The 14,075-nt window shown below is 75.7% G+C and carries 11 protein-coding genes; 2 read left to right on the forward strand and 9 right to left on the reverse strand.

From position 1 onward, the window contains the following. Window positions 1–32: 32 nt before the first annotated feature. The 4 genes from ACPCUX_RS05215 to ACPCUX_RS05230 all read right to left on the reverse strand — a co-directional run bounded on the left by ACPCUX_RS05215 (window position 33) and on the right by ACPCUX_RS05230 (window position 3,840). Window positions 33–326 (reverse strand): WXG100 family type VII secretion target, encoded by a 294-nt coding sequence (locus tag ACPCUX_RS05215; protein WP_114553804.1) that lies wholly within the window; start codon window positions 324–326, stop codon window positions 33–35. A gap of 126 nt (window positions 327–452) precedes the next feature. Next, a complete protein-coding gene (locus ACPCUX_RS05220) occupies window positions 453–1,184 on the reverse strand; it encodes an HD domain-containing protein (protein WP_021479889.1) in 732 nt (243 codons plus the stop codon). Between the two features lie 233 nt (window positions 1,185–1,417). Beyond that, the gene (locus tag ACPCUX_RS05225; RefSeq protein WP_423388282.1) at window positions 1,418–3,106 is read right to left on the reverse strand and encodes a sensor histidine kinase; all 1,689 of its coding nucleotides are present in this window, start codon (window positions 3,104–3,106) and stop codon (window positions 1,418–1,420) included. Next, the gene (locus ACPCUX_RS05230) at window positions 3,103–3,840 is read right to left on the reverse strand and encodes a response regulator transcription factor (RefSeq protein ID WP_085387381.1); all 738 of its coding nucleotides are present in this window, start codon (window positions 3,838–3,840) and stop codon (window positions 3,103–3,105) included. Before ACPCUX_RS05230 ends, ACPCUX_RS05225 begins: the two co-directional genes overlap by 4 nt. Before the next feature lie 98 nt (window positions 3,841–3,938). Between ACPCUX_RS05230 and ACPCUX_RS05235 the strand changes: the two genes are divergently transcribed. Further along, entirely contained in the window at window positions 3,939–5,168 is a 1,230-nt protein-coding gene (locus ACPCUX_RS05235; RefSeq protein ID WP_423388283.1) for a winged helix DNA-binding domain-containing protein, read from the forward strand. Between the two features lie 25 nt (window positions 5,169–5,193). Here the strand turns inward: ACPCUX_RS05235 and ACPCUX_RS05240 are convergent, their stop codons facing one another. Continuing rightward, window positions 5,194–5,793, reverse strand: a complete 600-nt coding sequence (locus ACPCUX_RS05240) for an NYN domain-containing protein (RefSeq protein ID WP_051028098.1) — start codon at window positions 5,791–5,793, stop codon at window positions 5,194–5,196. A gap of 115 nt (window positions 5,794–5,908) precedes the next feature. Here ACPCUX_RS05240 and ACPCUX_RS05245 point away from each other — a divergent pair, with 115 nt between their 5' ends. Next, window positions 5,909–6,673: a type 1 glutamine amidotransferase gene (locus ACPCUX_RS05245; RefSeq protein ID WP_423388284.1), complete on the forward strand. Its 765-nt coding sequence runs from the start codon at window positions 5,909–5,911 to the stop codon at window positions 6,671–6,673. Window positions 6,674–6,685: 12 nt separating this feature from the next. Here ACPCUX_RS05245 and ACPCUX_RS05250 read toward each other — a convergent pair whose 3' ends face one another. The 4 genes from ACPCUX_RS05250 to ACPCUX_RS05265 form a co-directional block, all read right to left on the reverse strand. Then, on the reverse strand, window positions 6,686–7,489 hold the full coding sequence (locus tag ACPCUX_RS05250; RefSeq protein WP_051028097.1) for a PspA/IM30 family protein: 804 nt from the start codon (window positions 7,487–7,489) through the stop codon (window positions 6,686–6,688). 87 nt (window positions 7,490–7,576) lie between these two features. Beyond that, a complete protein-coding gene (locus ACPCUX_RS05255; protein ID WP_396052677.1) occupies window positions 7,577–9,622 on the reverse strand; it encodes a TPM domain-containing protein in 2,046 nt (681 codons plus the stop codon). 156 nt (window positions 9,623–9,778) lie between these two features. Continuing rightward, entirely contained in the window at window positions 9,779–11,458 is a 1,680-nt protein-coding gene (locus ACPCUX_RS05260; RefSeq protein WP_043659946.1) for a DNA repair helicase XPB, read from the reverse strand. A 119-nt stretch (window positions 11,459–11,577) separates the two neighbouring features. Then, the gene (locus ACPCUX_RS05265) at window positions 11,578–14,022 is read right to left on the reverse strand and encodes a helicase-associated domain-containing protein (RefSeq protein WP_423388285.1); all 2,445 of its coding nucleotides are present in this window, start codon (window positions 14,020–14,022) and stop codon (window positions 11,578–11,580) included. Between the last annotated feature and the right edge of the window lie 53 nt (window positions 14,023–14,075).

Raw genomic sequence — 14,075 nt, forward strand, 5'->3', positions numbered from 1 at the left:
GTCGTGCCCTGAAGAGAGCTCCCGGGCGGGGCCTACCGCGCCGTGAACAGGCGCGCGGCCTGCGACTCGGCGTCGGCGTAGGTCTGCGCGGCGGCGCCGAGCGCGGCCGTGATGTCGTCGAGCGCGACCTCGACCTGGGTCTGCGTCGTCTGCCACTGCGCCATGACGCCCGTGAACGACGTCGCCGCCCCACCACGCCACGACGTCTGCAGGTCCGTGAGGTGCCGCATCATGGCGCCGACCTCCGCACGGATCGCCGTGACCGACCCGTGCACCGCGGCGCTCGCCTGCGCGACGCGCGCGCTGTCCACCTCGTACCGGCTCATCCGAACCTCCGTCGTCCCTCGGCCCGCGGGCCGTCCCTCGCCCCGGTGAGCACCGGGGCGTGGCGACGACGGTAGGCGGACCTCCCCGGGTCCGGAGGGGCGGCGGTCAGGCCTGTGGACGGCGGTTCAGGCGCCGGAGGCTGGGGACGCCGTCGACGCCTCCGCGAGCTTGGCCTGCTCCTTGCGCAGGCGCTGGAGCTCCGCGTCGAGGTTCTGCCGCGCGGCCTCCTCCCAGGCCGCGCCGAGCGGGCTCGAGAAGAGCGTGCGCCGGTCGAGCAGCTTCGTGAGGATCGCGATGCGGGCGCGCACGTAGTCGGGCTTGGGGATGTGCGCGTACTCGTCGCGCACGTCCTTGAGGTACTCCTTGTAGCGCTGCGGCTCGGCCGCGAGCATCGCGAGGTCGGCGTCGCACAGGACCGCGCAGTCGAAGTCGGAGGCGTCCGGGGCGTGGCGGACGAGCGCGTTGACGAGGTGCGCGACGCGCCGCACCGCGGGCTCGGGGACGCCGAGCCGCGTGAGCTCGGCGACGGCGAGCGCGGCGCTCGCGGTCTCGTCCTCGCCGCCCTTGTTGGCGTAGGTCGCGCGGCCCTTCGCGTCGAAGATGGCGCCGTGGTACCAGGCCGCGAGCCGGACGAGGTCGGGGTCGTGCGTCTCCTGCGAGAGCTCGTCGACCCGGCCCAGGACGTCGGCCAGGTGGCGCAGGTTGTGGAAGTGGCGTCCCGGCTGGTCCCAGCGGTCGAGGAGCCCCTGCCCGACGGCGCGGATCTCGTCGTCCGGGGCGGTCGCCCCGGCGCCCCGGGCGCTGCGGACGAACGAGGAGAGGAACCACTGCGGTGCGTCGGCGCTGTTGACGCCCATGAACTTCAGCCTTCTTCGACGGAGACGAGCAGGACGGAGGTCGTCGTCGCCGGGCGTGCTGCCCGGCGCGGAGGCCCCCGCGTCGCCGCGCGGCCTCGTCTTCAGCCTAGGTCTCGCGGGACGACCCGCCATCGTAGCCCCAGCCGGCGGCGCGTCGGGACGCCCCGGCGGGCTCCCACGCGACGTCGCGGACGGTCGTCGACGAACCCGCAGGTCGGGCGGGGTGCGGGCCGTCAGGAGCCGAGCGGGAGGTCCACGCGGACGGTGAGCCCGCCGCCCGGCGTCTCACGGACCGACACGCGGCCGCGGTGCGCCCCGACGATCGCGGCGACGATCGCCAGACCGAGCCCGGACCCGCCGGACGAGCGGTTGCGCGACGTGTCCGCCCGGTAGAACCGCTCGAACAGACGGCCCCGTTGGGTCGTCGGGACGCCCGGGCCGTGGTCGCGGACCTCGAGCACCGCGACGTCGCGCGCGGCGTCGCCGGCCGGGGCGCCGCTCCCGCCCGCGCCGTCGCCCGACGGCGCGTCGTCGGACCGGGGCGCAGGCGCCGCACCGAGCGCGATCTCCACCGGCGTGCCCGACGGCGTGTGGCGCGCGACGTTCCCGACGAGGTTGGCGAGCACCTGCCGCAGCCGGTCCTCGTCGCCCACGACGCGCAGCGCCGCCGGAGCGTCCGCACCCGGCGCGAGCCCGACGACCCGCACGTCGCGCGCGGGGTCGAGCGCGTGCAGGTCCTGTGCGGAGTCCCGCGCGAGGGAGACGAGGTCGACCGGCTCGTGGCGCAGCGGCCGGCCCTCGTCGAGCCGCGCGAGGGCGAGCAGGTCGTTGACGAGCATGCCCATGCGGGTCGCCGAGTCCTCGATGCGGCCCATCGTGTCGTCGACCTTGTCCGGGGTGTCGAGCGCGCCCATCCGGTACAGCTCGCCGTAGCCGCGGATCGTCGCGAGCGGAGTGCGCAGCTCGTGGCTCGCGTCCGAGACGAAGCGCCGCATCCGTTCCTCGGACGCCTCCTGGACGGCGAACGCCTCCTCGATCTGGGTGAGCATCGCGTTGAGCGACGCCGCGAGCGAGCCGACCTCCGTCGTCGGCGGCGCGGGGCGCACGCGACGCGACAGGTCGCCCGCGGCGATGTCGGCGGCGGTCTCCTCGATCTCTCGCAGCGGGCGCAGCGCGCGGTGGACCGCGAGGTAGGCGACCGCACCCCCGACGAGCGCGATGCCGAGCGCCGACAGCGCGAGCGCCCGGCCGAGCACCTCGACCGTCTCGTGGATGCCCGTGAGCGGCAGGGCGACGAAGACGGTCCCGGCCTGCTGGCCGTCCACGAAGAGGAACCTCCCGACCACGCGCCACTGCGCCGGGTCGGACCCTCCGACGGACCGCACCGTGAAGGGCTCGCCCGCGAGGCGCTCGATCTCCTGGTCGGACAGCGCCGGGATGTCCGGCTTCCCGTACCGCGACACGGTCTCGCCCCAGCCGATGCCTCTCTCGGTACCCGACGACTCCCGCAGCAGCACGAAGTACTCGCTGGGGATCTGGCTCGCGGTCTCGGGGTTGCTGAGCAGCGAGGAGCGGGCGACGGTCGTCGCCGACCCCTGGAGGTCCTGGTCGACCTGCTCGACGAGGTAGCTCGACACGACCGTCGTCGTCACGACCGAGGCCAGCCCGAGCCCCGCCGCGAGCAGGAGCACGGTGATCGCGACGAGGCGCGCGCGCAGCGGCACGCGCGCGAACCAGCCCCACCCCTCGGTGGGGACGGGCCGGCCGAAGGGGCGCTCCGCCGTCGGGCCGTCGGGGACGGGTGCGGACGTCGCGCGCTCGCCCGACGGAGCGCGGCCGGGCTGCGAGGCCGCCCCGGGGGGCGGGGGAGGGGGCGGGACCGGCGGGGACCCGGCCGCCGTGCGGTCGGGGCCGGCCGTCATGACGCCGCGGGCGGCTGGCGCAGCAGGTAGCCGACGCCGCGCTTGGTGTGGATGAGCGGCGGGAGGGTCACGGGCTCGCCGTCCGGGCCGGGCACGGTGAGGTTGTCGATCTTGCGGCGCAGGTAGGAGATGTACGACTCGACGATGTTCGCGTCGCCGCCCCAGTCGTACTGCCACACGTGGTCGAGGATCTGCGCCTTGGACAGCACGCGGCCCGCGTTGAGCATGAGGTAGCGCAGCAGCTTGAACTCGGTGGGGGACAGGTCGATGTCGACGCCGGCGCGGCGGACCTCGTGCGAGTCCTCGTCCATCTCGAGGTCGGCGAAGCGCAGGACCGCGTCGTCGACCGGCTCGGCGTGCGTGCGGCGCAGCACGGCCCGGATGCGCGCCACGACCTCCTCCAGGCTGAAGGGCTTCGTCACGTAGTCGTCGCCGCCCACGGTGAGCCCCGTGACCTTGTCGCGCGTGTCGTCCTTCGCGGTGAGGAAGACGACGGGCGTGTGCTGGCCCTTCTCGCGCAGGCGGCGGGTCACGGTGAACCCGTCCATGTCGGGGAGCATCACGTCGAGCACGACGAGGTCGGGCTCGACGTCGCGCACGAGCCGCAGGGCGCTCTGCCCGTCCGCGGCGGCGTGCACCTCGAACCCGGCGAAGCGCAGGGACGTGGCCAGCAGCTCGCGGATGTTCGGCTCGTCGTCGACGACGACGAGGCGTGCCTCGGGGGTGGTGCTCATACGTCCAGTGTGCTCCCGCGGTCTGGGAGACGCCTGGGAACGTGCTCGACCCCGGCGGCACCGGGCGCCCGTGGGCGGTCCGGGGCAGGATGGCGGCCGTGCGGATCACGGTGGACCAGAGGCGGCGTCGGCTCGTCGCGCAGCAGCTCGCGCTCGCCGCGGACCTGCCCGGCAGACCGGCGGCCCGGAGCCCGGAGGACGTCGTCGACCGGCTGCTCGCGCTGCACGCGACCGACGCCCCGAGCGTCTACCTGTCGGTGCTCGCGCGGGTCCCCGGCCTCGTGCTCGACGACGTCCGGGACGCCGTCTTCCGGCGGCGCTCGCTCGTCAAGGTGCTCGCCATGCGACGCACGATGTTCGTCGTGCGCCGCGAGACGGTGCCCGTCGTGCACGCGGCGGCGGCCCTCGCCGTCGCGCGACGGCTGCGCACGCGCCTGCTCAAGGAGCTCGCGACCCTGCCCACGGACCCGCCGGTCGACGACGCCGCGACCTTCCTCGCCGCGGTCGAGGCCCAGGTGCACGCGGCGCTCGCCGAGCACGGCCCGCTCGACGGCGCCAGCCTGTCGCGGGTCGCGCCGCTGCTGCGGACGGCGTTCCTGCCCACGACCACCAAGACGTGGGACGTGCGCCGCACCATGACGTCCCCGCTGCTCTCGCTGCTCTCCGCCGAGGGCGTGGTGGTGCGCGGCGAGCCGCGGGGCACGTGGTCGTCCAACCGGCACGTCTGGTCACCCGTCGAGGACTGGTTCCCCGGCGGCATCCCCGAGCTCGACGAGGCCGCGGCGCGCACCGCGCTGGCGCGGGCCTGGCTCGACGTGTTCGGGCCCGCGACGGTCGAGGACCTCGTGTGGTGGACCGGCTGGAACCGCCGCGACACGCTCGCAGCGCTCGCGGGTCTCGACGTCGTCGAGGTGGAGGTCGAGGTCGGTGCACAGGACGGCGAGGACGCCCGACCCGGCGTCATGCTGCGGGGCACGGACCTGCCCGGTCCGGACGAGGTGCCGATCGAGGGCCACGTCGCGCTCCTGCCGTCGCTCGACCCGACGACGATGGGCTGGACCGCGCGCGACTGGTACCTCGGGGCGCACAGGGCCGCCGTCTTCGACACGATCGGCAACGCGGGCGCGACCGTCTGGTGGGAAGGGCGGATCGTCGGGGCCTGGGTCGTGCGGCCGGGCGGCGAGCCCGCGTGGCGGCTCCTCGACGACGTCGGCGCCGACGGCGAGCGGGCCGTCGCGGCCGAGGCCGAGCGGATCGCCGGGCTCCTCGGCGGCGACGGCGTGACGGCGTCGTTCCCGACGCCGCTGTACCGCGAGCTCCACGCGTGAGCGACGGAGCCCGCGGTACGGGCGGTCAGAGGTAGCGCATCGGGTCGAACTCGTCGAGCGGGATGATCCGCACGCGCGGCAGCACGGCCGTGAACGCGCCCGCGTGGTCCTCGAGGTCGAAGATCTCGAGACCGCGGCCCGTGAGCTCGGTGAGGCGCACGTTGACGAACTCGCGGAACGCGAGGACGCCCACGCGCCGGTCCTCGTCGTCGAGCAGCGTCTCGACCTGGGGCAGGAAGTCGCCGTCGTGGCTCGCGAGGAGGACGTCGCCCGGCTGGCCGGCGATCGCGTCCAGCATGCGCTGGATACCGATGTCGACGACCTTCTCGTTGCTCGACCCCGACAGCGGGATCGGGCGGTAGCCCATCGCGAGCAGCGCCTGCACGAACGACATCGGCATCTGGCCCGACGACGCGTTGAGGAAGAACAGGGGCGTGACGTCCTGGCCCCAGGCCTGGCGCGCGAAGTCCACGATGCGGTCCCAGCGCGGCCGCTCCTCCGGGGCGGGGCGGTGGCCGAGGACGTTCATACCGAGCGTCGCGTCGATGTTCTCGCCGTCGACGACGAGGTAGGTGCGGCGCGGCGTCGTCAGCGCTCGGCCGTCGGAGGTCTGGAGGTCGGACATGCCGGTCAGCCTATCCGCGCGCGTCCCGCCGCGCTCCGTCCCGGTGCGCCCGCCGCACTGTCCACGACGTGGGTGTTTGCGTCCTCCCACCCCCGAGTGGGTACCGTCAGGGTTCGTGACCACGCACGACACCGACGCCACGACCGCGACCGGGCCCGTCCGGCTCACGGTCGTCGAGAACTCCCCGGACGTCACGCTCGACGCCTACGCCGACCTCCTCGACGCGGAGCTCCGCGTCGTCCGCGCGCACGACGGCGAGCCCGTCCCCGCCGCGGACCGGCTCGACGAGCTCGGCGACGGCCTCGTCGTCCTCGGAGGCCACGTGTCCGCGTACGACGACGCGCGCGCCCCGTGGCTGCCCGCCCTGCGCGAGACCCTCGTCGCCGCCGCGACGCAGGGCGTCCCCACGCTCGGGATCTGCCTCGGCGCGCAGCTCCTCGCCGTCGCGGGCGGGGGACAGGTGGCGGTCGCCGCCCCGCCCGGGCGCGAGGTCGGCGCGACCCGCGTCTTCTGGCGTGCCGAGGCGGACACCGACCCGGTGCTGGCGCCGCTCGCGACCGGCGACGACCCGGTGCGCTGCGTGACGAGCATGCACGGCGACGCGATCGTCGAGCTCCCGGACGGCGCCGTCTGGCTCGCGTCGTCGAACATGTACCCCTACCAGGCGTTCCGCCTCGGGTCCGCGCTCGGCGTCCAGTTCCACCCCGAGGCGTCGCGCGCCGGGTTCGCGGCCTGGTGCGACCGGTACGAGGACGTCGACACCGCTGCGGCCCTCGCCGGGTTCGACGACAACGCCCCCGCGCTGCTCGACGGCGGGCGCCGGCTCGCGGAGTCGTTCGTCACCGCGGTCCGGGTCAGCCGACGACGCGTCCCCGCCTGACCCGGACCGAGGTCACCAGTCGGTCGAGGGGGCGTCCTGGGTGGTCGTCCCGGAACCGATCGCGGGCGTGACCTGGGTGGGCGACACCTGCGCGGCAGGGGCGGAGCCCTGCTTGAGCGCGGCGAGGCGGGCCTCGATCTCGACGGCCTCGCCCGACGTCTCGAGCTCGGCGAACTGGGCGTCGATGCTCGACGCGGCGACCTCCGCCTGGCCGAGCGCCTGCGCCTCCTCGCGGCGGACGATCTCCTCGTAGCGGGAGAGCTCGCTCGTCGGGTCGAGCACGTTGATCGAGCTGAGCGCGCCCTGCACGGTCTGCTGCGCCTGCGCGCTCTTCTGCCGCGCCACGAGCGAGTCGCGCTTCGACTTCAGCTGACCGAGCTTGTCCTTCATCATCGCGAGGCCGGACTTGAGCTTCTCGACCGACTCGCGCTGCGACGCGATGAGCGGCTCGGCCTGGCGGACCTCGCTCTCGGCGGCGATCTGCTTGCCGAGCGCGATCTTCGCGAGGTTGTCGAACTTGTCGGCGTTCGCGGCGTCGCCCTGCTGGCGGTACCGGTCGGCCTGCGCCGACGCGGCCGCGGCCTTCTGGCCCCACTCCTGGACGGCGGCGACGTCCTCGTTGTAGTCCTGCTCGGCGAGGCGCAGGTTGCCGATGGTCTGCGCGACGGCCTGCTCCGCCTCGGCGATGTTGTTCGTGTAGTCGCGCACGAGCTGGTCCAGCATCTTCTGCGGGTCCTCGGCGCTGTCCAGGAGCGCGTTGATGTTCGCGCGGGCGAGCTGCGCGATCCGTCCGAAGATGCTCTGCTTCTCCGCCATGGTCGTCCCTCTCTCGTGAGCCGTCTGGTGCTGGTCGTGTCCGTCGTGCCGTCGTCCCGTGGTGCGGGGCGTCAGGTGCCGCCGTGCTCAGAAGCGTCCGCCGCGGCCGGAGCGTCCGCCCGACGACCGTCCGCCCGACCGTCCGCCGGAGCGTCCGCCGCCGAACCCGCCACCCCCGTAGCCGCCGCCGAAGCTGCCGCCGCCGAACCCGCCGGAGCGTCCGCCGCCACCCCCGCCGCGGAGGATGGAGTCGAGGAGGATCCCGCCGAGGACCATGCCCCCGACGTTGCTGCCGCCACCCCCGCCGAACCCGCCACCCTGGGACGACTGCCAGCTCGACGCGTCCTGCTGCGCGCGCTGGGCCGCGGACTGCGCCTGCGCGTCGGCCTGCTGCGCGCGCTGGAGCGCGGAGACCGGGTCGGTCGGCTGGAGCGCGCGCGCCTCGCCGAGCAGGCGGATCGCCTCCGCGAGCCGGGTCCGTGCTTCCGGCCCGACGGCGCCGCGCCGGGTCTCGATGAAGTCGTTCGTCGCGCGGACCTGCGAGTCGACGCGCGCGAGGGTCTCGCGCAGCAGCGCGTTCGCGCGCGCCGCCTGTTCGGCACGCTCGCGGAACGGGGCGAGGACGGCGTCGAGCGCCGCCTCCGCGTCCGTGAGGCGACGGAGCGCGGCGAGCGGGTCGCCGCCGTCGCGCGCGGCCCCGGCCACCGCGACGGCGGCCTGCGCCTCCGCGAGCGCGGGCGCGACCGTGGGATCCCCGGGGGCGAGCCGCCCCGCGTCCGCGATGTCGGACGTGATCGACGCGACGCCCCGGTCCAGGCGCGGACCGGACTCGGCGAGGTCGGTGCCCGCGCGGTCGACGGCGTCGAGCAGCGTCACCGCCTGCCCGACGGCGTTCTGCGCGGCCCGGGCGAGCGCGACCGCCGTCGCCCGGTCCTTGGAGGCGAGCGCCTCCCGACCGCGCGCCACCGACTCGCGCGCGCCCGTGAGGAGCGCCTGCGCCTGCTCGGGGTTCTGCGCGACGGACGCGAGCGCCGTCGACGGGTACGAGCGCCCGAGCGCCTCGAGCGTCGCGCGCGCGGGCTCGACGCGGGCGAGCACCTCGGTCGCGCGCTGGTCGGTCTCGTCCAGCACCTGCGGCGCGCGGGCCTGCAGGTCGCGCAGCTCGTCGAACGTGCGGGACTGGGCGTCGAGCGAGTCCGCGACCTCGTCGCACAGGGCGACGATGCGCGCCATCATCTGCCGCGCCTGGGGCTCCGCCTCGGGCTGGTCGTCGTCGAGCTGCTGGCGCAGCGCGAACGCCTCCGCGACCCGCTGCTTGCCCTCGGCGAGCGCGGCGGAGAACTGCTGCGTCGCCTCGATCCCGAACTGCGCCTGCGCGAAGCCGAGCTCCTGCTCGGACGTCTTCACGGCGTCGTCGATCGCCACGAGGGCCGCGCTCGCGCGGCGGTCCAGCTCGGCCGTGGGCAGCGCCGCGAGCGGGTCGCCCGCCGGCCCGACGGCGGTCGCGGCCCGACGTCGTCGTCCCGCCGCTCGGGCGACCACCACGACCACGATCACGAGCACGCCGCCGACGAGCAGGACCCAGAACCACGACACGCCGCCCGAGCCCTGGCTCGCATCCCGCGCCACCTCCGCCGCCGCGATGGCCGCACCCGCCCAGTCGTCGGCACGCAGCTCGTCCTCCACGGCCGACGTGATCCGGTCCAGCTCGGCGTCCGACAGCGGGACGTTGTTGTCGTACGACAGCCCGTACCGCCGGTCCTGCGTCCCGACGGCCAGCAGCAGGTCGTCGACCCCCAGCCCTGACTGGTTCGCCGTCGCGTTCGCCCAGTCGACGCCGTCCATGCCGTCGAGGTCGTCCACGTACACGACGAAGAGCTGCAGGTCCGTGTCCTGGGCCAGGCGGTCGAGCGCCGCGCGCACGTCGTCCGTGCGGTCCCCGAGGACGCCGGACGGGTCGGTGATCTCGTCCGTCACGTCCATCGGCGGGACGGCGTGCGCGAGGCCCGCCGGGGCGACGAGGGCGACGCACGTCAGCAGCCCGACGAGCGTCGAGACGACGAGGGCGAGGAACGCGCGGGCGCCGCGGCCCCCGGCCGCGCGGGGGTGCCAGGGACGATCGGCCGTGCTCACGGCCCGATCCTTTCCCAGCCGCCCAGGACCCGCAATCGGTGCCGCGGGGCCCTCTGTCACTGCACGACGCCCAGGTCCTTCGTGTTCCTGGTCGGCCCTGGGCGTCGTTCCGTGCCGGGCGGGTGCCGCGCTCCTACGTCGCGGGACTCCCACCCGTCACTGCACGACGCCCAGGTCCTCCGCGTCGACGATGCGATAGGCGTACCCCTGCTCCGCCAGGAACCGCTGGCGGTGCGCCGCGAAGTCCTGGTCCACCGTGTCGCGCGCGACGACGGCGTAGAAGTGCGCGGTGCGGCCGTCGGCCTTGGGGCGCATGACGCGACCGAGGCGCTGGGCCTCCTCCTGGCGCGACCCGAACGACCCGGAGACCTGGATCGCGACGGACGCCTCGGGCAGGTCGATGGAGAAGTTCGCGACCTTCGACACGACGAGCCGCGAGATCTCGCCCGTACGGAACGCGTCGAACAGGCGCTGGCGCTCGCGGACCGTCGTCGCGCCCGTGATGAGCGGCGCGTCGAGGTGCTGCGACAGCTCCTCGAGCTGGTCGAGGTACTGGCCGATCACGAGCACCTGGTCGTCCGGGTGCTGCGCGACGATCTGCTCCACGACCCGGTTCTTGCCCGTGGCGGTCGCGGCCAACCGGTACTTGTCCTCGGGCTCGGCGACGGCGTACGTCATGCGGTCGGACTCGGGCAGCGTGAGGCGCACCTCGACGCAGTCGGCGGGCGCGATGTACCCCTGCGCCTCGATGTCCTTCCACGGGGCGTCGTACCGCTTGGGCCCGATGAGCGAGAACACCTCGTCCTCCCGGCCGTCCTCGCGCACGAGCGTCGCGGTGAGCCCGAGGCGGCGGCGCGCCTGCAGGTCCGCCGTCATGCGGAAGATCGGCGCGGGCAGCAGGTGCACCTCGTCGTACACGACGAGCCCCCAGTCGCGGGCGTCGAGCAGCTCGAGGTGCGTGTACACGCCCTTCCGCTTGGTCGTCAGCACCTGGTAGGTCGCGATCGTGACGGGCTTGATCTCCTTGCGCGCGCCGGAGTACTCGCCGATCTCGTCCTCGGTGAGCGTCGTGCGCCGCACGAGCTCGTCGCGCCACTGGCGCGCGCTCACCGTGTTCGTCACGAGGATGAGCGTCGTCGTCCCGGACTTCGCCATCGCGCCCGCGCCCACGATCGTCTTGCCCGCGCCGCACGGCAGCACGACCACGCCGCTCCCGCCGTGCCAGAACCCGTCCACCGCCTGCGCCTGGTACGGGCGCATCTCCCACGGCTTCGGCTCCTCGCCCTCGGCGCGCGGCGGCGTCGTCGGGCTGAGCGCGATGGCGTGCTTCTCGCCGTCGACGTACCCCGCGAGGTCCTCGGCGGGCCAGCCGAGCTTCACGAGGACCTGCTTGAGGTGGCCGCGCTCGGACGGGTGCACGACGACGGTCGTGTCGTCGACCCGGTCGCCCACCAGCCCCGCGGTGCGCTTGGACTTGAGCACCTCGGCGAGGACGGCGCGGTCCGTCGCCTCGAGCACGAGCCCGTGCGTCGGGTGCTGCGCGAGCGTGAGCCGCCCGTACCGCGACATGGTCTCCGCGACGTCGATGAGCAGCGCGTGCGGCACCGGGTAGCGCGAGTACTCGATGAGCGTGTTGACGACCTGCTCGGCGTCGTGCCCGGCCGCGCGTGCGTTCCACAGGCCGAGCGGCGTGAGCCGGTACGTGTGGACGTGCTCGGGGGCGCGCTCGAGCTCGGCGAACGGCGCGATGGCCCGCCGCGCGTCGTCGGCACGGGGGTGGTCGACCTCGAGCAGGAGCGACTTGTCGCTCTGGACGATGAGAGGTCCGTCGGTCATGCGTTCTCCTTGCCGTGGGTGGCCGAGGGTCGTGCGGTCCGGGCGGTCGCCGGGCGGGCCGGTGGTGGTCCGGGCTCGGTCGGGTGACGGTCCGGGGGTAGTGCCGGGGCGGGCCGGGGTCAGTCCGGGGTCACGGACGCGATGCGGTGGACCGCGACCGTGAGCTCGGCGTCGCGTGCCGGGTCCTGCGCGCGCAGCCGTCCGGCGTCGAGCGTGAGGGGCCGCACGCGGCGGCGGTCCGGCGCGCCCGTCGACCCGACGACCTCGAGCCACACCATGGCGCCGTCCGCGATCGCCTCGCGCAGCAGCCCCAACGCCGCCACCGGGTCGCTTGTTCCCTCGGGGCCGTCGTCCCCGCGTCCCGCCCTGCCCGACGGCGTCCCCCCGCCCCGGCGCGACCCGTCGCCGTCCGCGCGTACCCCTCCGGTCGCGCGGGACCGGGCCTGCTCCGCCGAGCGCGCGTCGGCGGCGCGCAGCCGGGCGACGAGGTCGGCGAACCGCTGCTCGCCACGCCCGGCCCCGTCCCGCGCCTCGTCGACGCGGGCCCCGGAGCCCGGTACGACGCCGGTCCGGGCGCGGCTCCCGCGCCGCCCGACGACCGCCCCGGCCCGTCCACGCCGGGCCGGGCCCGCGGCGTCGGGCAGGTCGCGACGGCCTGCACGGTCCGCGACGAGCACGCGCCCGTCCGGGCCCTCCACGACCGACGGCACGCCGCGCGCCCGCAGCGCGTCCTGCAGCTCCCCGGCCGGTGCGCCGGACGCGAGCACGGTCGGCGCGAGGAGCACCAGGCCGAGGCCGCGCAGCGCGGGGTCCTCCGCGATGCCCGCGAGGAGCACCGGGTCCTCGGCGCGCACGTACGACGACGCCGTCCCGACCCGGACGCGCCCGTGGCGGCGCGCGGTGTCGCGCACCAGGTACTCCAGCGGCTGGGGCACGGGCGTCCGGGAGTGCGACGCGAGCTCGGCGAGCAGCTCGTCGGCCGTCGCGCCCCGGTCGAGCGCGCGCAGCACCGACTCCGGCGTGAACCGGACCGTGGTCGCGGCGCCGCGCGACTCGACGTCGGCCGCGACCTCCACGAGACGCTCGAGGGTGCGCGACGGCCGGCCCGGCACGATGCCGGTGAGGTCGCCCTGCAGCAGGAGGTCGTCCACCTCGGGCGGGAGCACGGCCTCGAACGCGGCCCCCAGGTCCACGGGCTCCGACGACGGCGCGGGGTCGTCGCCCGCGACGAGCGCGCGGCCCGGGGGAGCGAGCGCGCCCGCGCCCGTCACGCCGAGCAGCGCGGCCTCGCGCAGCAGCCCCGCGACGGCCTGCTCCGGCGGCACCGCGCGCGGCGTGCGCCAGCGCAGGACCGCGACGACGTCCGCCGGGCCGAGCGGCCGGTCGGGCGCGAGGGCGAGCACGTCGAGGACCGAGCGACGCAGCCGTGGGACCCAGGGCCGCCACAGCTCGGGGTCGAGCGCGGCGCGCAGGGCGCCCCTCTCGTCACGGCTCCCGACGAGCCACGGCGTGCGGCGCGACCGCCACCACCCGCGCGCGAGCGCGGCCCACCGGTCGCCCAGGTCGTCGTCGAGCCAGTCCTCGGCCGTCGGGGTCGGGGCGAACGTGGGCGGGTCGTCGCCGTCGTCGGCCACGAGGCCCGCCGCCGCCGCGACCTCGACGACCGCGGCCGCCGTCGCGTCGTCGACCTCGAGGGCGAGGGCCGCGCGGCGCAGGTCGCGCACCCCGAGGCCCCCCGCGCGCAGGACGCCGGGCGGGTGCTCGGTCCAGTGCGTCACGAGGCGCGCGACGAGGCGCACCGCCTCCAGCCCGGCGCTCGCGCACTCCGCCTCGACCGTCGCCGCGGGGAGCTCGCGCACGTCGGGCACGGGCGGCGCCGTGCGCACGTCGCGGTGGGTGCGGCCGCCGCGCAGCGCGAGCCCCACCTCGCGCGGCAGGACGACGTGCCGCTCGTCGGTCGTGCGGAGGTACCCCCGCTCGACCAGCCAGGCCGTCGCCCGGCGTGCCGACGCGTCGGAGCGGGGCGCGACGCCCACGGGCGGCCCCCACGCGAGCGCGTCGAGGATCGCGCGCGCGCCCGGGGGCGCGTCGTCGGGCAGGACGGCGGACGGTGCCGGGGCGTCGCGCGCGTCGCCCAAGACCGGGCCCAGGCCTGCGGGGTGCGGGCCGAGCACCTCGGCCGTCCCGGGCGCCGGGCGGAACCCGGCCGAGCGCGTGCCGGGCGACCACACGAGCGCGAGCTCGTCGAGGCGCGCGAGCGCCGCGGTGACCGACGCACGGTCCACGCCCGTCGCGCGCGCGACCGCGGCCGCCGTCGCGGGCGTGCCCACCGAGTCGAGCACGAGCACCGACTCGAGCACGTGCAGCGTCAGCTCGTCGAGACCGGCGAGCGCGCGCTCGAGGCTCGTGCGGTTCATCGCGCGCGCGGCGAGCGAGAGCAGCGTCGAGGGGGAGGGCGTGGCGAGGTCGGGACGCCCCGCGAGCAGGGCGACCAGCGCGGCGTCGTCGCGCTGGCGCAGCGACTCGCTGTACGTCGGAGCCCGCTCGGGCCGGGAGGTGGCCATCCGTCCGATGCTACGCGGGTTGTGCTGACGGTTCGGTACCTCCTGTCGTTCGT

The organism is Cellulosimicrobium sp. AB352, assembly GCF_049538415.1.
GTDB lineage: Bacteria > Actinomycetota > Actinomycetes > Actinomycetales > Cellulomonadaceae > Cellulosimicrobium > Cellulosimicrobium funkei.